This is a genomic window from Arthrobacter sp. NtRootA1 (assembly GCF_019976975.1).
Classification (GTDB): domain Bacteria; phylum Actinomycetota; class Actinomycetes; order Actinomycetales; family Micrococcaceae; genus Arthrobacter; species Arthrobacter aromaticivorans.
Genome location: NZ_AP024630.1, coordinates 4,309,469 through 4,327,378, shown reverse-complemented (window position 1 = coordinate 4,327,378; position 17,910 = coordinate 4,309,469). Strand labels below are relative to the sequence as shown.

Here is a 17,910-nt window from a genome sequence, read left to right as displayed (position 1 = left end):
ACCCGGACGGCAGGCCGTGTAATCTTTATAGAACGAACGGTCGGTATATTATTCCGTGCCGGTCCCTTTCACTTCGCGAAGGATGTTCTCATGGTCGAGGCTTTTCTTGTTGGCGGCGCACGGACGCCGGTTGGTCGTTACGGCGGGGCATTGTCCTCCGTCCGTCCTGACGACCTCGCCGCGCTGGTGGTCCGTGAGGCAGTGGCGCGTGCCGGCGTCGATCCTGACTCCATTGATGAGGTAATCCTCGGCAATGCCAACGGCGCTGGCGAGGAGAACCGCAACGTGGCCCGCATGGCGACCATCCTCGCAGGACTTCCCCTCCACATTCCGGGCATCACTGTTAACAGGCTCTGTGCCTCAGGCCTGAGTGCCATCATCATGGCGAGCCAGATGATCAAGTCCGGCGCCGCGGACATCGTGGTGGCCGGTGGCGTCGAATCCATGAGCCGGGCACCCTGGGTCCAGGAGAAGCCCACCACTGCATTCGCCAAGCCGGGCCAGATCTTCGATACGTCCATCGGTTGGCGCTTCGTCAACCCGCTCTTCACCAAGGGCGAGCTCTCCCGTGACGGCAAGATGACCTACTCCATGCCTGAAACGGCCGAGGAAGTGGGCCGCGTGGACAACATCTCCCGCGAGGATGCAGATGCTTTCGCTGTCCGCTCGCACGAGCTCGCGCTGGCAGCCATTGCAGGCGGCCGGTTCAAGGATGAGATCGTTCCGGTCACCGTCAAGACCCGTAAATCCGAGACCGTGGTGGACACCGATGAGGGTCCCCGCGAAGGCACCACCATGGATGTCCTGGCTGGGCTTCGGCCCGTAGTCCCGGGTGGCTCCGTCGTCACTGCGGGCAACTCCTCCAGCCTCAATGACGGTGCCTCTGCGATCATCGTCGCCTCCGAAGCAGCCATCAAGAAGTTCGGCCTGACGCCTCGCGCCCGCATCATCGATGGCGCTTCGGCGGGCTGTGAGCCGGAAATCATGGGCATCGGTCCTGTCCCGGCAACGCAGAAGGTCCTTGCCCGCACTGGCCTTACCGTGGACCAGCTCGGCGCAGTGGAACTCAACGAAGCTTTTGCCACCCAGTCCCTTGCCAGCATGCGGCGCCTGGGGCTGGACCCGGGAATCGTCAATAACGACGGCGGTGCCATCAGTTTGGGGCACCCGCTGGGTTCCAGCGGGTCACGTCTGGCCATTACCCTTCTGGGCCGCATGGAGCGGGAGCTTGCCAGCAACAATGGACCGAAGCTTGGCCTTGCCACGATGTGCATCGGCGTGGGCCAGGGCACGGCAATGCTGCTGGAAGGCGTGTAAATGGCACTGAACCAGAAAGACTTCAGCACCCTTCTCCTCGAGGAACGTGACGACAGGCTCACTGTTCTTCTTAATCGTCCCGAAGTACGCAACGCGATAGACCAGGCCATGGTGGACGAGCTTCACCTCGTCTGTGCCGAACTGGAGCGCAACCCCAAGGTCCTGATCATCGCGGGCACGGACGGTGTCTTCGCCTCGGGCGCGGACATTGGACAACTCCGGGAACGCCGGCGCGATGACGCACTGCGGGGGATCAACTCAACTATCTTCATGCGCATCGCCAAGCTGCCGATGCCCGTCATCGCAGCTTTGGACGGCTATTGCCTGGGCGGCGGTGCGGAGCTTGCCTATGCCGCAGATTTCCGCATCGGGACCCCAAGTGTCCGGATCGGCAACCCCGAAACAGGACTCGGAATCCTTGCTGCAGCCGGTGCCAGTTGGCGGCTCAAGGAGCTTGTGGGTGAACCAAAAGCCAAGGAGATCCTCCTCGCCGGCGCTGTGTTGCGGGCCGAGGAAGCGCTACGGATCAGCTTGATTACCGAGATTCACGAGGCCCCTGAGCTCATGGAGGCCGCGCACAATCTGGCTGACCGGATCGGCCGCCAGGACCCCCTTGCTGTCCGCATTACCAAGTCGGTGTTCCACGCTCCAGCGGAAGCACACCCACTGATCGACACCCTCGCCCAGGGGATTCTGTTCGAATCCCAGGCCAAATTTGACAGGATGCAGGCTTTCCTGGACAAGAAGAACACAGGCAATTCATCCGCGACTGCCAACGACGACAGGATTCAGAAATGACAGCAGTTCCCGCGATTCCCCACGTTGTTGGAGTCCTTGGCGGTGGCCGGATGGGGGCGGGAATCGCGCATGCTTTCCTGATCAAGGGGGCCACCGTGATCGTGGTGGAGAGGGATCATGAGGCAGCCGCCGGAGCGCAGGGCCGGGTGGCAGACGCGGTGGCCAAGTCCGCTGCCCGCGGCACCCTGGGCGAAACCCCTGAAGAAGCCATGGCCAGGTTCAGCACGTCGACAGACTACGAATCCTTCATCCACTGCGGCCTGGTGGTAGAAGCTGTGCCCGAGGATTACGATCTCAAGGTCGCTGCGTTGAAAGCGGTGGAGGACCACCTTTCCGCGGATGCATTCCTTGCCTCAAACACGTCGTCCTTGTCCGTGACGGGCTTGGCGGATGAACTTCGCAGGCCAGCCAACTTCATCGGGCTGCACTTCTTCAACCCGGTGCCCGCCTCCACCCTCATCGAAGTGGTGCTGGCCAAAAAAACCTCGCCCGAACTCGCCCAAGCGGCGAAGAACTGGACCGAGGCACTCGGCAAGACCGCCGTCGTCGTTAATGACGCACCCGGCTTTGCGTCCTCAAGGCTGGGCGTCGCTATTGCCTTGGAGGCAATGCGCATGGTTGAGGAGGGTGTGGCATCAGCGGAGGACATCGACGCCGCCATGGTACTTGGGTACAAACACCCCACGGGGCCGCTCAAGACCACCGACATCGTGGGTTTGGATGTTCGTCTGGGCATCGCGGAGTACCTGCATTCCACGTTGGGTGACCGCTTCGCTCCGCCGCAAATCCTGAGGGACAAGGTGGCACGCGGGGAGCTTGGCCGCAAAACAGGCAAGGGCTTCTTCGACTGGAACGACTGACCACACCGGTTAGGCTAACCGGGTGACCTCGATTGAACCCATAACCCTGACCGGCAAATTCGTGACACTGGAGCCCTTGCGGCCAGATCACCACGACGACCTTGTGGAGGCGGCCAAGGACGGCGAGCTCTGGAAGCTCTGGTACACCTCCGTACCCACGCCGGAGGGCATGGCTGCCGAGATTGAGCGCAGGCTGGGCCTGCAAAGCCAAGGTTCCATGCTGCCCTTCGCCACCAGGCTCAACAGCACTGGCAAGGTCATCGGAATGACGACGTACATGAACATCGATGCAGCCACCCCGCGCGTGGAGATCGGTTCCACCTGGAACGCAGCGTCCGTGCACGGCACAGGCACCAACCCCGACTCGAAGCTGCTGCTTCTTCAGTATGCCTTTGAAACCCTGGGCTGCCCTGCCGTCGAATTCCGCACGCACTGGCTCAACCACCAGTCCCGCGACGCGATCGCACGCCTCGGCGCCAAGCAGGACGGCGTGTTGCGGAACCACTCGCGCACCAAGGACGGAGTGCTTCGCGACACCGTTGTGTTCTCCATACTGGAGCACGAGTGGCCAGCGGTGCGGAACGGCTTGGAGTTCAGGCTGGCCAGGTACGGCGCGTAGCTGGCCAACAAGATGACGCTCTTACCGGCAAACCAGGAAATACCCCGCAGGCCCCGGTTCAGTCTTCGCACGGCCATTATTGCAATCGTGCTTGGAATTCTTTGGCTGCTCCTCTTCCATAACGCACCGCCGCGGGAGAGCACTGTGGCAGGGCACGGAATCGTGGTTGACCAAAAAATCAGTACAAAAGGCCTCTGCGAGCCTATAGCCGACGTCGTGATCGATGGTGCCACTTACCGAACTCCTCCGGGGACCAGCGATGAACCCTGCGCGTACGGGATCGGCGACTCCATCGATGTCACCTACCACCCTGATGACGTTGCCGGCACGCTGGAGATTCCTTTGGAAGGACCATCTAAGAAGGCTGTGGCGCTCCTTCCCTTGATAGGCGTCGCGCTGCTTATTGGCGGCACAATCTCGCTCGCGGGAAACATCAATTACCGCCGGAAAGTGAACGCCCAAAAATAGCTTGGCCATGGGTCTGTACCGCGTTGGCTGCCGGGCGTAATCTGGCCAACACATTGCCCCGGACGCGGCCGACGGGTGGGCGAGCCGCAAAGTGATCCTTTTGACGGACCACCGGAGCCCCAAACAGCTGTACGAAGGGGAAGCATCATGGCAACTCATCGAGCACGACGCCGGAACTTGGCTTTCGCAGGCGGACTCGCCGCCTTGGCGCTCACGTTAGGATTCACGGCCAGTCCGGCGACCGCCGCACCGCCATCACCTGTCAATTATGTGGCCCTCGGTGATTCGTATACGGCGGGGACCGGTGCCGGGGACTTGTACCGTCCACCGGTAGCCTGTTGGCAGAGTAGTCCGGGCTATGTCGATGATGTCGCCGAGACAGGGCGGGTCGCTCTAGTGGCCAATTTGGCCTGTCACGGAGCCGTCCTGTTCCCGGCCGGACCCTTTTATGACGGAGTGACGCCGTCCGTATTTCAACAGATCACCAGCAGTGCAGGGCAATCCGCGCTCCAGAATGCCGGGTTGGTGAGCATTACCGCTGGTGCCGTAGACGCCGGCAGTTTGCTCGCTTTGCAGAACTGCTCGACGCCGGACACACAGCTTTGTGAGGGCACCGTAAGCGGGATCATCGCCAATCTTCCCGTGATTGAGTCCGGACTTGAGATCATCTATCAAAACATCCGAGCCTCGGCTCCGGAGGCGACCCTCACTGTCATGGGCTATCCTCGGCTTTTTGATCCCGCCAATGGTCTCCCGGTGATCCCACCGGCGAACCAATCCCAGGTGAATCTGGCCGTCGATGCCCTCAACGCGACAATTGCCAAGGCGGTGGCTGACAGCCGGACCAACGCCAAGTTCATCGATGTCACCAAGAAGTTCCTCGGGCATGCAGCGAATTCTGCAGATCCGTGGCTTGTGATGATCCTGGCGCCCGTACCCCCGTTTGATCGGCTGCCCGACGCCAACTTCCATCCGAACGAGGCAGGGCATCTTGCCTACGCCGCAGCCCTACTGTCCGCCGTCAAACCTGCGCAGCTCGCCAAGCGTTAGACCACTAGGACGTTGCGAACCCGCTGTTTCGTTGTTGCCCAACAACGAAACAGCGGGTTCACAACGTTCATGCAAGCCGGCTGCACGCTCACACCTTCTGCCAACGGCTCTCAGCCTCGGCGCTGGCCTCCACTGCCGCCAGCACCTTCTGTACCTGCAAGGCATCGGAGAACGACGGCGCGGGCTGCTCCCCGGCGCTGATGGCGTTAACGAGGTCCACCACCTGATGCGTGAATCCGTGCTCATAGCCCAGGCCATGTCCGGTGGGCCACCAGTTTCCGACGTAGGGGTGCGATGGTTCCGTCACGATGATCCGCCGGAAACCGGCGTCCTCGTGGGCGGCATCGTAGAAGGACAGCGAATTCATGTCCTCGAAGTCGAAAGCCAACGATCCGAGCGTGCCATTGAGTTCCAGCCGCATGGCGTTCTTCCGTCCCAAGGCAAACCGCGTCGCCTCGAACACGCCGATCGGGCCGCCGTCGGATGTCTTTCCGCCGAAACGTGCCGTGAAGATCGCTGCGTCGTCTACCGTTACTGGACCGCGCGGACCGTCGGTACCACCATGCCCACCGAGCCCTATGAAGTCACCGCCGATCGGCCGCTCCTTCACGAACGTCTCCATGAGGGCCGAAACCCCTGTGATGCTGGACCCGGTGATCCACTGGGCGGCGTCGATACTGTGGGCACCGATATCACCCAGCGAACCAGAGCCGGACTTTGACTTGTCCAGCCGCCACGTCAGCGGAGCGTCTGCGTCGGACAACCAGTCCTGGAGATACTGGGCCCTGACGTGTCGGAGTTCGCCCAACCGGCCGTCGTCCACCATCCGCTTTGCCAGGGCCAGTGCGGGAGTTCGCCGATACGTGAAACCGCACATCGAGTACACGCCCCGCTCGGCAGCCGAGGATGCGACAGCGGTCATCTTCTCGGCCTCAGCCACACTGTTGGCCAAGGGCTTCTCGCAGAGTACGTGTTTGCCGGCTTCCAGGGCGGCAATCGCAATCTCGGCGTGCGTGTCTCCGGGGGAACAGATATCGATCAGGTCAATGTCATCGCGCTCGATCAGGCGACGCCAATCCGTCTCCACGGAATCCCAACCGAACTTGTCCGCGGCTACCTGAACGCCGGCAGCATTTCTGCCAGCCAGCGCCGTCAGCTCGGGCGCAAATGGGAGATCGAAGAAGCGTGGCGCCGTTCGCCAGGCATGCGAGTGGACGGCGCCCATGAAGGAGTAGCCCACCATGCCTACCCGCAGCTTCCGCGTCACCGCCGAATGCCTTCCCCCGCAAGCGCACTGCCTCCCGAAAGCGCACTGCGAACCGAGGTCCAGGACTTCAAGACCTCCAACACGGCGGGGTCCCGCTCGGCAAGGAGTGCTTGCTGGTACGAGTCCTCAAGCAGTGCGTCTACGGAAGCCCTGGCCCCGGTCGAGGCACTCAGTATGGCCGACTCCACCATGGCAAGGCTCATGATGTTTTGGTGCACCTGGCCCATTGGGGTGCTTCCCGTGCGGACCGCGGATACAAAGTCGCGCAGGGAGCCGGCGATTTCCTGGCCCGGATCCGGAGCGTCGGATCCCAAGGGAATGGCTGCCGAGGAAACAGGTTCATTATCGCCATCCCACAAGACCGTGCCGTGCTCGCCGCTGATCCGCCACGAGGCGTTCCATGAGGTTTCCTGGCCCGGGCTGCACCAGCTTCCGTTGAACACGAAGCGCTCGCCGCCGGTCATTTCGAACACGGCCGTGGCCCCGGCATCACCGCGATACCAACTCCACGAGGGGTTGTACTCCTCGCAGAAAACAGAGACGGGATCGGCGTCCAGCAGGAACCGGGCCATGTCGAATTGATGGATCGCCATGTCCAACAGCAGGGGATGGTCCATGGCATCGCGGAAGCCGCCAAAGTGGGGCGCCTTGAAGAACTCGGCAGAGACAATGCCCACAGCACCCAAGGACCCGGACAGCCGCTTGGCTTCAAAGAGCTGCCGGTTGTAGCGCCGGGATTGACTGACCATGAACAGCTGGCCGTGAAGCTCAGCAGCCGCTGCCAAAGAAAGCCCTTGAGCCACGGTGGAGGCCACGGGCTTTTCGCCAAGGACCGGCAGGCCCGCAGCAAGCGCCTCGGTAGTGACCGGATGATGCGCGGCAGGAACCGTGACGTTGATGACCGCTTGGGCTCCGACGTCGGAGGCCAGTGACGCTGTACCGGCACCTACCGGAAGGTCGGGACGGCCCAGCGAGGCTGCCGCTTCAGAGGCCGTGGCAAGGTCCAGGTCCACGATGCCTGCAAGCTCAACCAATGGTGACGACTCAACGGTTCGAAGCCAGGCGCGGCCCATGCCCCCAGCGCCGACCACGACGACGCGAAGGGGAGTGCCGTCGTCGGGGATTGTGGCGAAAGGTGTGCTCACGCGTTTGCTCCTTGGTAGCTCTTGCCGTTGAAGAAGTCGTTGGTTTCATAGCGGAGCAGCTCTGGGACGGCGCGCTCGGGACGGTCTGTGACGGCCCACTCCACGGCGTTGGCGATGACCCGGCGGATGTCTTTGTGGTGATAGACGGGGTAGTCCTGGTCGCCGGGGCTGAAGAAGAAGATCTTGCCGTGTCCGCGCCGGAACGTGCAGCCCGAACGGAAGACTTCGCCTCCGCTGAACGAGCTGATGAACACCAGTTCCTCCGGCGTGGGGATGTCAAAAAATTCGCCGTACATTTCCTGCTCAGGGATCACGATGGGGTGCGGCACGCCCTTGGCAATGGGGTGGGTCGGTTCAACTGTCCACACGAGCTCGCGGTCATGTTCCGAGCGCCAGCGCAGGGTGCAGGTGGTGCCCATGAGCTTGGTGAAGATCTTGGACCAGTGCCCGGAGTGGAGCACAATCAGGCCCATGCCCGCGAGAACGTGGCGGTGGACGCGCTCCACGATTTCGTCCTCAACATCGGCGTGGGACATGTGTCCCCACCAAGTGAGGACGTCGGTGTTGGCGAGGACTTCCTCGGTGAGGCCATGCTCGGGTTCGTCCAGTGTCGCGGTGCGGACCTCGACGGCGGAACCCAGGTTCTCCTCGATGCCCGCCTTGACGGCGCCGTGCATTCCTTCCGGGTACAGGCGAGCCACGAGTTCGTCCCGCTTCTCGTGCCGGTTTTCGCTCCAGACGGTGACGCGAATGGGCTTGCTTGTTTCAGGCATGATTTTTCCTTCTGATGAGTGACGGTCTACTTGACCGCGCCGCCGGTGGTGCCCGCGGCGATGTATTTTTGGGCCGCGACCAACAGGACGATGGCCGGGATCGAGGCGAGTACCGCCGTCGCCATCACTGAACTCCAGTCGTTCACGTAGGCGCCGATGTACTGGAAGATGCCCAGGGTGACGGGACGGACCGCTTCCGTGGTGGTCAAGGTCAGGGCGAACAGGAAGTCGCTCCAGGCGAACAGGAACGTAAAGAGTCCTGCGGTGATCAACGAGTTCCGGCTCAGCGGAATCACGATCGACCAGAACGCCCGGACGTGCCCCGCCCCATCCACCCGCGCTGCCTCGATCACGGATGCCGGCATACCGTTCATGAACGCCCGGATGATGAGGATGGCAAAGGGAATTCCGTGAGCCGAGTCCGCGAGGATCAGGCCTGGAATGGAGTTGAGCAGTCCGAGGTCGTTGTATGCCGTGTACAGGGCGTTGGCCACCACGATGCCCGGGATCATCTGGCTGATCAGGATGGCGAAGAGGACAATGCCTGCGCCGCGGACCTTGAAGTAGGCCAGCGCGTAGGCCGCCGGTGCTGCGATTGCCAGGCTCAATGCCACGCTGCCCAGGGAGATGATCAGGCTGGTGCCAAGGTTCCGGGCTTGCTCTGTGATGGCTGTGGCATAGCCTGTGAAATCGGGCTTCAAGGGCAGCCACGAGGTTTCCAAGGTAGTGCCGTTTGGCTGCAGGGAGGCGTTGATCATCCAGTAGACCGGGAACAGCATGATGGCCAGGAAGAAGATAGCCAGCGCAGTGTAGCCCCAGTTCTTGCGGTTGCTTGCCGGTGCATTTGCCCTGCTGGGCCGGAGTGTGGGTGCTTTCAGTACGGTTGTCATGGTTTCCTCACTCATCCACAGCGCGTCGGCTTGCCCGCAGGTACAACACTGCGAACACCAGGGAAATGATCACCAGCACGTTGCCCAGGGCCGCGCCTTCGCCGAATTTGAATTCGTGGAAGGAGAGATCGTAGGACTGGGTGGCGATGGTCTGGGTCGAGTTCGCCGGGCCACCGTTGGTCAGGCCCAGGATGATGTCCAGCACTTTGAGGGTGTAGACGACGCCGAGCACCAACACCACGCTCACCACGGGACGGAGCATCGGCCACGTGATGTGCCGGAACGCCTTCCAACCCGTGGCGCCATCCAGGGACCCGGCCTCGTAAAGCTCGTCCGGGATCTCCTGCAGGCCGCCATAGAGGATGGTCAGATTGAACGGGATGCCAATCCAGATGTTCACGCCCACCACTGCGATCAAAGCCAACGAGGTACTGGTCAGCCACGGAACACCAGTGTTGATGACGCCCAGATCGCCCAGGAAACGGTTGAGGGCTCCGCTGTCCTTGTCCAGGATCCAACGCCACACGGCACTCGAAACGATCAGCGGCAGTAACCAAGGCAGCAGTAGCAGCGACCGCAGGATTCCGTTGAGCGGGAACTTGCGCTGGAAGAAGATCGCCAACGCCAGCCCGATCACGAACTGGCCCAGGATGGAACCTATCGTGAACAGTGCGGTGTTCAGCAGCGAGGTGGAAAACAACGACGACGACAATACAGTTACGTAGTTGGCCAGCCCTACCCATGGGGCTTCTCCGGTGAAGAAGGTAGCCGTGGTGTAGTCCTGGAAACTCATGACGACGTTCTTGACCACCGGGTAGCCAAAGAACAACGCCATGTAGACCACGGCAGGAACCAAGAAGAGCCACTGGAAGATGCGCTCGCGGCGTTGGCGGGTGCGCCGTCGTGGTGCTTGCGCCTCTGTAGGCGGGCCAGCCGGACGGCCGTGCTTGCGGCTGGCCTTTCCGCTGGAAGGAGCCGCTGTTTGCGACAAATCTGTTGTCAATGACATGGTTCGCTGCTTACTGGCCTTGCGCTTGCTTGAGGGCATCGGCCGGAGAGGCGTTACCGGTCAGGGCTGTCTGGATAGCGGTGTAGATCTTGGTTGCCTGGGCCGGCCAATCTGCACCGAGCTCGCCGGTGCGGGCACGGGCGGTCTTGATCAGCTCAGTGAACGTAGCGAGCTTGGGGTTTTCGGCCGCGAACTTCTCCGCCAACGTGGTCTTGGAAGGAATGGTGTTACGGACCTTGGCCATGGACATCTGGTTCTCGTCGCTGTTCAGGCAGGCAATCACTTCCGCGGCCTTGGCCTGGCGTGCCTTGTTTCCGGTTTGAGGGACTGTCCATACTTCGCCGCCCAGCGGGGCAACGGACGTCTGGCCGGCTTCACGGACGGGGATCTTGACCACGCCGTACTGCAGAGTGGGCTGCTTATCCAGGGCCGGGATCTGCCAAGGGCCGTTGACCATCATGGCTGCTTTGCCGGCCATGAACTGGTCCTTGACATCGGCCTGGGTCCAGTTCAGGGCCGAGGAAGAGACGGAGCCGCTCTTTACCAGGTCGGTCCAGAGCTGGAGTGCCTGCTCGGTCTCCTTGGTGTCGATCTTCTTCTCGTCACCGCCGTTGGACCACATGACCGGGAGGAACTGCCAGGTGCCTTCATACGTGGGGTTGGCATTGAACGCGAGTCCGTACTGCTCGCCGGCGGTGAGCTTGGCGGCTGCTGCCTTCAGTTCGTCCCAGGTGGTGGGCGGGGTTACTCCAGCCTTGTCCAGGATGTCCTTGTTGTAGAACAGGGCAATGGTGTTCACGGTTGGAGCCAGGCCGTACACCTTGTCCTTGTAGGTGCCCGCGCTCAGCACGCCCTCGGCAAAGTTGTCAGTGCTGATCTTGAAGTCTGACAAGGGAGCCAACGCGCCGGTGGCGGCAATCTGCTGCAGGTCCGGATTATCCAGCATGAGCACGTCCGGAAGCGTCTTGGAGGAGGACTGCTGGAGCACCTTGGAGATCAGGGACTTGCCTGGGACGGTCTCCCGCTTGATGGTGACACCTGCCTGGGTGCCGCACTTGGTCAGGGCGTCGCCGATGAAGGACTTATCCGGCTCGTTGTTGTAGTAGTCCATCACGGAGATTTCCGTGACAGCCTCCGACGACGAAGCCGCAGTGGAGGTCCCGCAGGCTGAGAGGGCCAAGGGAAGGCCGACCAATGCAGCGACGGCGAGGGCAAGAGGACGACGGGTTGTCCTTTGTGCTGACTTCATTGTCTGTTCCTTTTTCTGGGTGTGATTATCGATTTTCTGGGTGTGATTATCGATGCGTATCGACGATGCGTATCGATAAATTCGGAAACTGTAATGCAGGGTGCTTTGAGAGGGTTTAGCTGCCGTGGGGTGGACGGAGCGTGCTGGCACGGTGCGTAATGACCGTGGGTACCAATTCCAGGGATTCGGTTGGTCCCTGGTTCTCGGCTTCGAGGAGATCGCAAATAATCTTCACCGCACGGCGGGATACTTCGGCCGGGCGGAGGTCAATGGTGGAAAGTGGGATGGGCTGTAGCTCAGCCAGGGTGGGGGAGGCACTACCGATGACAGAGACATCCGTACCGGGCGTCAGGCCGCGGCTGGTGAGGACGCGTCGAAGAACGTCCTGAACGGTGCCGTCCGGAGCGATAAAGGCAGGTACTCCAGTGGTCTCCGCCAAGGCTTTGTCCACGGATTCGCCGATAACCTCGCGATCAGTTCCGCCGGGCAGGTGCAGCACTTTTACGCCGAGGGTCTCCGCGGCCTTGTTGGTGCCGGACATGAAGCGCTCCACGTAGTTCACGTGGCGGTCGACCACTTCCGGCTGCCAATCCAGGACGGAGATTACGGTGTGGCCAGCGGCTGCCAGGTCCTGCACGCACTGTTCGCCGGCCATTTCAAAGTCGGCATCAATGCAAACCAACCCGGAAGGATCATGCGGGATGCCGATCAGCACCACTGGAACGTGAAGGCTGCGGACTACCGGGAGGCGTTCGTCGTCGCCTTCCACTTGCATAAGGATCAGGCCGTCGCAGATTTGCTGTCCCACAACACGCTGCAGCCCCGGTGCGCCCTCGTCCTCGGTGACCAGCAGGATGTCGTGGTCATAGAGGCGGGCGGTGTTGGCGATCACGGAGACGAACTCCATGATCGATGCCATGTGCAGCTCCGGGATGAACGGGATGACGAGGCCGATCACGCGAGTCCGGCGACTGGCAAGCGCGCGGGCTCCGGCATTTGGCTGGTAGGTCAGCTGCTGGATGGCGTCCTCTACCTTTTTCCGCGTCTTCTCGGAGATGGGTCGCTTGCCGCTAAGAACATAGGAAACCGTGCTCTGCGCAACGCCGGCGGCCTGGGCAACGTCCTTGCTGGTGGGCATGTCCTGGCCTCCTTGCGCTCTCTGCTGAAGGGGTACTTTTTGACGGCTTCTGCCAATCGTCGATACGTATCGTCGATGCGCATCGAGAACGAGTATGACATGAGTCACTTGCGCCGCGCAATACCACCAATCCGTCCCTCTCTCACATCCACCGGCTTTTGGGCGGTTCCTCTCTCACGTCCAGCGGCTTTTGGGCGGTTCTTCTCTCACATCACTGCGGACGAATGTGCTTAGCTGGCTCCTATGGATGGGACAGCTCCGCAGTTAGGCGTCCACTGGGATGGCGCTGTGAACGCTTGGCGGATCGCGGGGGACGTGTACAGGATGGGTCGCCACGAGTGGGTTACCGAAGTCGGCTGGCGCCAAATGTACGACGACGGCGTCCGCACTGTCATCGATCTGCGCGCCTCGGGCGAGCGGCGGCAACGCGACACCGATCCCGAGGTGCCGGACGACGTGAAGGCTCGGATCGACGTCGTACATTGCCCCACGGAGGACCCTGGCCATAGCCATTTCGGCGAGCTCTTCGGCCCGTATCTGAAGGATCCGGCACAGTATGGCGACTATGTGAGGCTGTTTGCGGGAAAGGTTGCGGCGGTCTTCAAAGCCATCGCGGCCGCGCCTGGCAAGGTTGTGATTCACTGCTCGGCCGGCAGGGATCGCAGCGGGGTGATCGCACTCATGTTGCAACGTTTAGCCGGTATAGGTGATGACGAAATCCTGCGCGGCTACGAACTTGCGGCCCGGGGGATTAATGAACGGCACCGAACCCACGGGGCACCGCATGCGCACGATCCCTACCTTTCGGACGATGAGTTTGAGGCCTGGTTGGAGCACAAACGTGCGGGCGTGCGGACATTCTTGGGTTCGCTGGATGTCGAATCGTTCCTGGCGCGGAATGGAGTCACGGACGCAGAAGTGGCGGCGATCCGCGCCAAGCTGCGGTGATGTGAGAGAAGGATGGCCCGAACCGGGCGGTATGTGAGAGAACGATGGCCCAAATGGGGCGGTATGTGAGAGAGCGTCGCGAAAATTGCTGCTGTACTCCTCCGGGCATTCATGTACCCTGTATATATTACCGAACGGCCGGTCAGTAATGTTTGCGGTCCCGCAGACCCAATGACCGAGCCGATTTCACGTGCCTTGGAAGGACCCGTCGACGATGACCACTACCGCAGTCGCCCCGGAAACCACAGCCGTTGCAACCGTCCCCAGCTATGTCCAGGATGCCTGGTGGACGCCCGCTCCTGATGCCAAAACCGTCCCGGTCCGTGATGCCAGCACCGGAGAAGTCCTGGCCAACGTCAGCACCGACGGACTGGACTTTGCCGCCGTCGTAAATCATGGCCGCACCACGGGCCAAGCGGAACTTGGCAAGCTGACTTTCCACCAGCGCGCGCTCAGGCTCAAAGAGCTTGCCATGTACCTCAACGGCCAGCGTGAAGAGCTGTATGAGTCCTCGTCGCAGTCCGGCGCCACCAAGATCGACAACATGATCGACATCGACGGCGGCATCGGTGTGCTCTTCACCTTCGGATCCAAGGGGCGCCGTGAACTGCCCAACTCGCAGGTTGTGGTGGACGGCCCAATGGAGGTGCTGTCCAAGGACGGATCATTCGCCGGTGAGCACATCTACACGCGTATTCCTGGTGTTGCGGTCCAGATCAACGCCTTCAATTTCCCGGTCTGGGGCATGTTGGAGAAGTTCGCGCCCGCCTTCCTGGCCGGCGTTCCAACCATCGTCAAGCCGGCCACGCCGACGGGTTACGTTGCAGCTGCCGCCGTCAAGGCGATCGTCGAGTCCGGCATCCTGCCCGCGGGCTCCCTTCAGCTGATTTCCGGGTCTGCCCGGACCATCCTGGACGAACTGGATTACCGCGACCTCGTCTCCTTCACGGGCTCGGCGTCTACTGCCAACTCCTTGAAGGGCCATCGCAACGTGGTCCAGGGTGGCGTCCGTTTCACGTGCGAAACCGACTCGCTGAACGCCGCGATCCTTGGCCCCGACGCCGTTCCCGGCACTCCGGAGTTCGACGCGTTTGTCCGGGCTGTCGTCACCGAAATGACCGTCAAAGCCGGCCAGAAGTGCACCGCCATCCGCCGCGTGCTCGTCCCCAAGGAACTCACCTCCGAGGTCGCCGCAGCCATCGGAGCGCGCATCAACGAGCGCGTGGTGGTTGGTGATCCTCGTGCCGAGGGCGTCACCATGGGCGCGTTGGCTTCGCTGGAGCAGCTCGCGGACGTTCGTGCGGCCGTTCAGTCAATGCTCGACGCCGGTGGTGAGCTTGCGTACGGATCCCTCGATTCGCCGTCGGTCACCTCGGTTGGCGGCACAGTGGGGGTCGTGGAGGACGGAGCGTTCATGTCTCCTGTGCTCCTCAGCTGGGCCGACGCGGAAGCCGAAGAAGTCCACTCGCTTGAAGCTTTCGGCCCCGTCTCCTCGGTGATCGGATACTCGGATCTCGCCGACGCCATCCGCCTCGCTGCCAAGGGCTCGGGCTCGTTGGTGGCGTCCGTGTGCACCAACGATCCTTCCGTGGCACAGCAGCTGGTACTCGGAATCGCAGCGCATCACGGTCGCGTCCACATGCTCAACCGCGAGGACGCCCGTTCCTCCACCGGCCACGGCTCGCCCGTACCGCACCTGGTCCACGGCGGTCCCGGCCGCGCAGGTGGCGGCGAAGAATTGGGCGGTATCCGCTCGGTCCTGCACCACATGCAGCGCACTGCCATCCAGGGCTCGCCGAACATGCTCACCGCCGTCACCGGTCAATGGCACACGGGCGCCGACCGCAACTTCACGGTGGAAACCGAAGGCGAGCACCCTTTCCGGAAGCACCTCTCGACGCTGAGGATCGGCGACGCCGTTCGTTCCGATCTGCGCCAGGTGACCCTCGAGGACATCACGGCCTTCGCCAACTCCACGGGCGATACGTTCTACGCCCACACCAACCAGGAAGCAGCCGAGGCCAACCCGTTCTTCCCGGGCATCGTCGCGCATGGCTACCTGCTCCTGAGCTGGGCTGCCGGGTTGTTCGTTGAGCCCGCGCCGGGTCCCGTTCTGGCCAACTACGGCCTGGAGAACCTGCGCTTCATCACCCCAGTGGCTGCCGGCGACTCCATCCGCGTCACGTTGACCGCGAAGAAGATCACTCCCCGCGAGACTGACGAATACGGCGAGGTTGCCTGGGACGCCGTGCTCACCAACCAGAACGATGAAATCGTAGCAACGTACGACGTCCTGACCCTCGTGGAAAAGTAACCCCAACTTAGAAGCAACGCGGGGTCACTTGCGGCCCATGTTCACAGCAAACATGGGCCGTAAGTGACCCCGCGTTGCTGTTTAGCGGGCGCTGGATTCCCGGAGATTCAACTGGGGCACCCAATCACGGCTCTCGGCGGAATTGCCCTGGATGGCATCGATCAACGCGTCCGCCATTGCAGCGCCCTGAAGGTCGAGTTTGGTGCCCACAGTCGTCAGCCTGGGCCGCAATTGCTCAGCCAGCAGGACTTCTTCGCAGGCCACCAGACCGATTTGCCCCGGGGTTCCCAAGCCGGCGTCGGCCAGTGCGGACATTGCCCCCAAAGCTACGGATACGCTGGAGGCCACAATGCCTTCCGGGCGGACGGGGCCGGAGAGCAAGCCCTGTGTCGCAGCGCGGGCGGCGTCCGTGCTGTACTCCGTCACGGCGAGTATGGCGTCGGCCTCTGAGCGCCCGGCCTCTGAACAGGCCCGCAGATAGCCCTGCTTCAGGAGCGGAGAAAGGACCGACGACGCACCCCCGCCCAGCAGGGCAACCGGCCATCGTTCCTGGTCCAGCAGGTGCTTGGTGGCTTGATAGGCCACGGATTCGTAATCCGTGGTCATGACCAGTGTCGCGATCCCGGCCAGCTGGGGAGTGCCGAGCAGGACCTTCGTATCGCGCTCCTCGGCTTCGCGGATCGCAGCCCGCACGGCGTCGGTATCGATGTCGTCACCCGTTGCCAGAATGACCCCGTCAACACCCTGCAGAGGCAGGGATTCGAGAAGCCGCTCCAGACGGGTGATGCTGTGGTCCAGGTCGCAGAGAAGGACGCTGTATCCGCGCCCTTCAGCGGCGTGGGCAACAGCCTTGGCGAGCTGGCTGTGGAAGGGCTGGGCGATGTCGCCCACCAACAGCGCGATGGTGTTGGAACGACCGCTGCGTAGGCTGCGGGCCGCGCTGTTCAGCACATAGTTCAGCTGCGCGACGGCGTCCATCACCTTGGTGCGCGTCTCCTCTGCAACAGAAGATGGCGCTGTAAAAACACGCGAAACTGTAGCGCGGGAGACGCCGGCCGCCCGCGCCACATCGAGCATGGTTGCTGGCGCCGCGCTACTTACCGTCATGGGATCTGATGGTATCGAGAAACAGCGACGCGTAGCGACGTCCGTCAACACCGAGAGCGACGTCAATGCTGTCCCGGCTGAGGTAGCCGTGCGCGAGCGTTGCCTCCGAGGCCTTCGTCCTGCGGTCCACCACGGTCTGCCCCCGGGTCAGAGGGTTTGAAAGGCTGACCTCAACCCGGTGGCGATGGGTCACCAATCCTTCAGGATCAATCACAGCGCACACAGCACCAGCGTCGCCGATGCCCGCCGACCCGGGCGAGGTCAGCCGGAAGTCATCCGCATTGACCTTCGCCAGATGGGTCAGAAGGTGACCGCTCAGGCGGCATCCGGCGTCGTCCGATTCCCTCAGCAGCTCAATGTCAAGTGCCTCGATCGCCACGGAATAGAACACGTCCAGTCCGTACATGGTGATCGGCAGGCCGCTGCTGATCACGATCTGGGCAGCCTCGGGATCGTGCCACACGTTGAACTCGGCTACCGGCGAGGCATTGCCCACGGCCGCTGAACCGCCCATGAAAACGATCTGCCCGATGTTCGCCGCGACTTCGGGGTACGTCCGCAGCAACAGCGCGATGTTCGTCATCGGGGCCAACGGCACCAAGACAACAGGCTCAGGACTCGCCAGAATCTCGCGGCGTAAAAGCTCGACGGCGTGAATCGCCTCGGGCTTTCTGGCCGACGGTACCCAGCCAAGATCGGCCAGCCCGTCCCCACCATGGACGTGGCCGGCGTCGCGGGTTTCTTCGAGCAGGGGCCTGGCGGCCCCTGCTGCCACTGGAACACTGGTTGCGCCGACGGCTTCGAGGACCGTCAGGGTGTTGCGGACTACGCCTTCCAGGCTGGTGTTACCCGCCACGCAGGTGACGGCCCGGAGGTTCCAGCCCGGGTGACGAGCGGCCAGCATCAGGGCAAGGGCGTCGTCCACTCCGGTGTCCACATCAAGAATCAGTTGTCCCAT

The 17,910-nt window shown here is 62.3% G+C and carries 17 protein-coding genes; 8 read left to right on the top strand and 9 right to left on the bottom strand.

The annotated features are described in order from the left end of the window. The first annotated feature begins 90 nt into the window (after nt 1–90). The 6 genes from LDN90_RS19650 (at nt 91) to LDN90_RS19625 (ending at nt 5,112) form a co-directional block, all read left to right on the top strand. Nucleotides 91–1,317, top strand: coding sequence for an acetyl-CoA C-acyltransferase (locus LDN90_RS19650; RefSeq protein ID WP_223946793.1), 1,227 nt, complete (start codon nt 91–93; stop codon nt 1,315–1,317). Further along, nucleotides 1,318–2,115, top strand: a complete 798-nt coding sequence (locus LDN90_RS19645) for an enoyl-CoA hydratase/isomerase family protein (protein ID WP_223946792.1) — start codon at nt 1,318–1,320, stop codon at nt 2,113–2,115. Further along, nucleotides 2,112–2,975: a 3-hydroxyacyl-CoA dehydrogenase family protein gene (locus tag LDN90_RS19640; RefSeq protein ID WP_223946791.1), complete on the top strand. Its 864-nt coding sequence runs from the start codon at nt 2,112–2,114 to the stop codon at nt 2,973–2,975. Before LDN90_RS19645 ends, LDN90_RS19640 begins: the two co-directional genes overlap by 4 nt. A gap of 22 nt (nt 2,976–2,997) precedes the next feature. Then, a complete protein-coding gene (locus LDN90_RS19635; protein ID WP_223946790.1) occupies nt 2,998–3,594 on the top strand; it encodes a GNAT family protein in 597 nt (198 codons plus the stop codon). A gap of 87 nt (nt 3,595–3,681) precedes the next feature. After that, nucleotides 3,682–4,062 (top strand): hypothetical protein, encoded by a 381-nt coding sequence (locus LDN90_RS19630; protein ID WP_223946789.1) that lies wholly within the window; start codon nt 3,682–3,684, stop codon nt 4,060–4,062. A 147-nt stretch (nt 4,063–4,209) separates the two neighbouring features. Further along, nucleotides 4,210–5,112, top strand: coding sequence for an SGNH/GDSL hydrolase family protein (locus LDN90_RS19625; RefSeq protein WP_223946788.1), 903 nt, complete (start codon nt 4,210–4,212; stop codon nt 5,110–5,112). Nucleotides 5,113–5,200: 88 nt separating this feature from the next. Here LDN90_RS19625 and LDN90_RS19620 read toward each other — a convergent pair whose 3' ends face one another. The 7 genes from LDN90_RS19620 to LDN90_RS19590 form a co-directional block, all read right to left on the bottom strand. Continuing rightward, nucleotides 5,201–6,355, bottom strand: a complete 1,155-nt coding sequence (locus LDN90_RS19620) for a Gfo/Idh/MocA family oxidoreductase (protein ID WP_223949334.1) — start codon at nt 6,353–6,355, stop codon at nt 5,201–5,203. A 20-nt stretch (nt 6,356–6,375) separates the two neighbouring features. After that, nucleotides 6,376–7,524, bottom strand: coding sequence for a Gfo/Idh/MocA family oxidoreductase (locus LDN90_RS19615; RefSeq protein ID WP_223946787.1), 1,149 nt, complete (start codon nt 7,522–7,524; stop codon nt 6,376–6,378). Continuing rightward, nucleotides 7,521–8,297, bottom strand: coding sequence for a ThuA domain-containing protein (locus LDN90_RS19610; protein WP_223946786.1), 777 nt, complete (start codon nt 8,295–8,297; stop codon nt 7,521–7,523). The genes LDN90_RS19615 and LDN90_RS19610 overlap by 4 nt, the downstream gene beginning before the upstream one ends. A gap of 26 nt (nt 8,298–8,323) precedes the next feature. Beyond that, on the bottom strand, nt 8,324–9,187 hold the full coding sequence (locus LDN90_RS19605; protein ID WP_223946785.1) for a carbohydrate ABC transporter permease: 864 nt from the start codon (nt 9,185–9,187) through the stop codon (nt 8,324–8,326). A 7-nt stretch (nt 9,188–9,194) separates the two neighbouring features. After that, on the bottom strand, nt 9,195–10,196 hold the full coding sequence (locus LDN90_RS19600) for a sugar ABC transporter permease (RefSeq protein ID WP_216926872.1): 1,002 nt from the start codon (nt 10,194–10,196) through the stop codon (nt 9,195–9,197). 10 nt (nt 10,197–10,206) lie between these two features. Then, nucleotides 10,207–11,445 (bottom strand): extracellular solute-binding protein, encoded by a 1,239-nt coding sequence (locus LDN90_RS19595; RefSeq protein WP_216926873.1) that lies wholly within the window; start codon nt 11,443–11,445, stop codon nt 10,207–10,209. Between the two features lie 115 nt (nt 11,446–11,560). Next, nucleotides 11,561–12,583, bottom strand: a complete 1,023-nt coding sequence (locus LDN90_RS19590; RefSeq protein ID WP_216926874.1) for a LacI family DNA-binding transcriptional regulator — start codon at nt 12,581–12,583, stop codon at nt 11,561–11,563. A gap of 243 nt (nt 12,584–12,826) precedes the next feature. Between LDN90_RS19590 and LDN90_RS19585 the strand changes: the two genes are divergently transcribed. Then, nucleotides 12,827–13,531 (top strand): tyrosine-protein phosphatase, encoded by a 705-nt coding sequence (locus tag LDN90_RS19585; protein WP_223946784.1) that lies wholly within the window; start codon nt 12,827–12,829, stop codon nt 13,529–13,531. Nucleotides 13,532–13,745: 214 nt separating this feature from the next. Continuing rightward, a complete protein-coding gene (gene paaZ, locus LDN90_RS19580) occupies nt 13,746–15,845 on the top strand; it encodes a phenylacetic acid degradation bifunctional protein PaaZ (RefSeq protein WP_223946783.1) in 2,100 nt (699 codons plus the stop codon). A gap of 81 nt (nt 15,846–15,926) precedes the next feature. Here the strand turns inward: paaZ and LDN90_RS19575 are convergent, their stop codons facing one another. Then, entirely contained in the window at nt 15,927–16,952 is a 1,026-nt protein-coding gene (locus tag LDN90_RS19575) for a LacI family DNA-binding transcriptional regulator (RefSeq protein WP_223946782.1), read from the bottom strand. Continuing rightward, nucleotides 16,939–17,910, bottom strand: coding sequence for a nucleoside hydrolase (locus LDN90_RS19570; RefSeq protein ID WP_223946781.1), 972 nt, complete (start codon nt 17,908–17,910; stop codon nt 16,939–16,941). Before LDN90_RS19570 ends, LDN90_RS19575 begins: the two co-directional genes overlap by 14 nt.

Bases quoted from the DNA above. Each gene is read 5' to 3' on its own strand.
- LDN90_RS19650 (WP_223946793.1), top strand. From the start codon at position 91: ATGGTCGAGGCTTTTCTTGTTGGCGGCGCACGGACGCCGGTTGGTCGT.
- LDN90_RS19645 (WP_223946792.1), top strand. From the start codon at position 1,318: ATGGCACTGAACCAGAAAGACTTCAGCACCCTTCTCCTCGAGGAACGT.
- LDN90_RS19640 (WP_223946791.1), top strand. From the start codon at position 2,112: ATGACAGCAGTTCCCGCGATTCCCCACGTTGTTGGAGTCCTTGGCGGT.
- LDN90_RS19625 (WP_223946788.1), top strand. From the start codon at position 4,210: ATGGCAACTCATCGAGCACGACGCCGGAACTTGGCTTTCGCAGGCGGA.
- LDN90_RS19620 (WP_223949334.1), bottom strand. From the start codon at position 6,355: ATGGTGGGCTACTCCTTCATGGGCGCCGTCCACTCGCATGCCTGGCGA.
- LDN90_RS19610 (WP_223946786.1), bottom strand. From the start codon at position 8,297: ATGCCTGAAACAAGCAAGCCCATTCGCGTCACCGTCTGGAGCGAAAAC.
- LDN90_RS19605 (WP_223946785.1), bottom strand. From the start codon at position 9,187: ATGACAACCGTACTGAAAGCACCCACACTCCGGCCCAGCAGGGCAAAT.
- LDN90_RS19600 (WP_216926872.1), bottom strand. From the start codon at position 10,196: ATGTCATTGACAACAGATTTGTCGCAAACAGCGGCTCCTTCCAGCGGA.
- LDN90_RS19595 (WP_216926873.1), bottom strand. From the start codon at position 11,445: ATGAAGTCAGCACAAAGGACAACCCGTCGTCCTCTTGCCCTCGCCGTC.
- LDN90_RS19590 (WP_216926874.1), bottom strand. From the start codon at position 12,583: ATGCCCACCAGCAAGGACGTTGCCCAGGCCGCCGGCGTTGCGCAGAGC.
- LDN90_RS19585 (WP_223946784.1), top strand. From the start codon at position 12,827: ATGGATGGGACAGCTCCGCAGTTAGGCGTCCACTGGGATGGCGCTGTG.
- paaZ (WP_223946783.1), top strand. From the start codon at position 13,746: ATGACCACTACCGCAGTCGCCCCGGAAACCACAGCCGTTGCAACCGTC.
- LDN90_RS19575 (WP_223946782.1), bottom strand. From the start codon at position 16,952: ATGACGGTAAGTAGCGCGGCGCCAGCAACCATGCTCGATGTGGCGCGG.
- LDN90_RS19570 (WP_223946781.1), bottom strand. From the start codon at position 17,910: ATGGGACAACTGATTCTTGATGTGGACACCGGAGTGGACGACGCCCTT.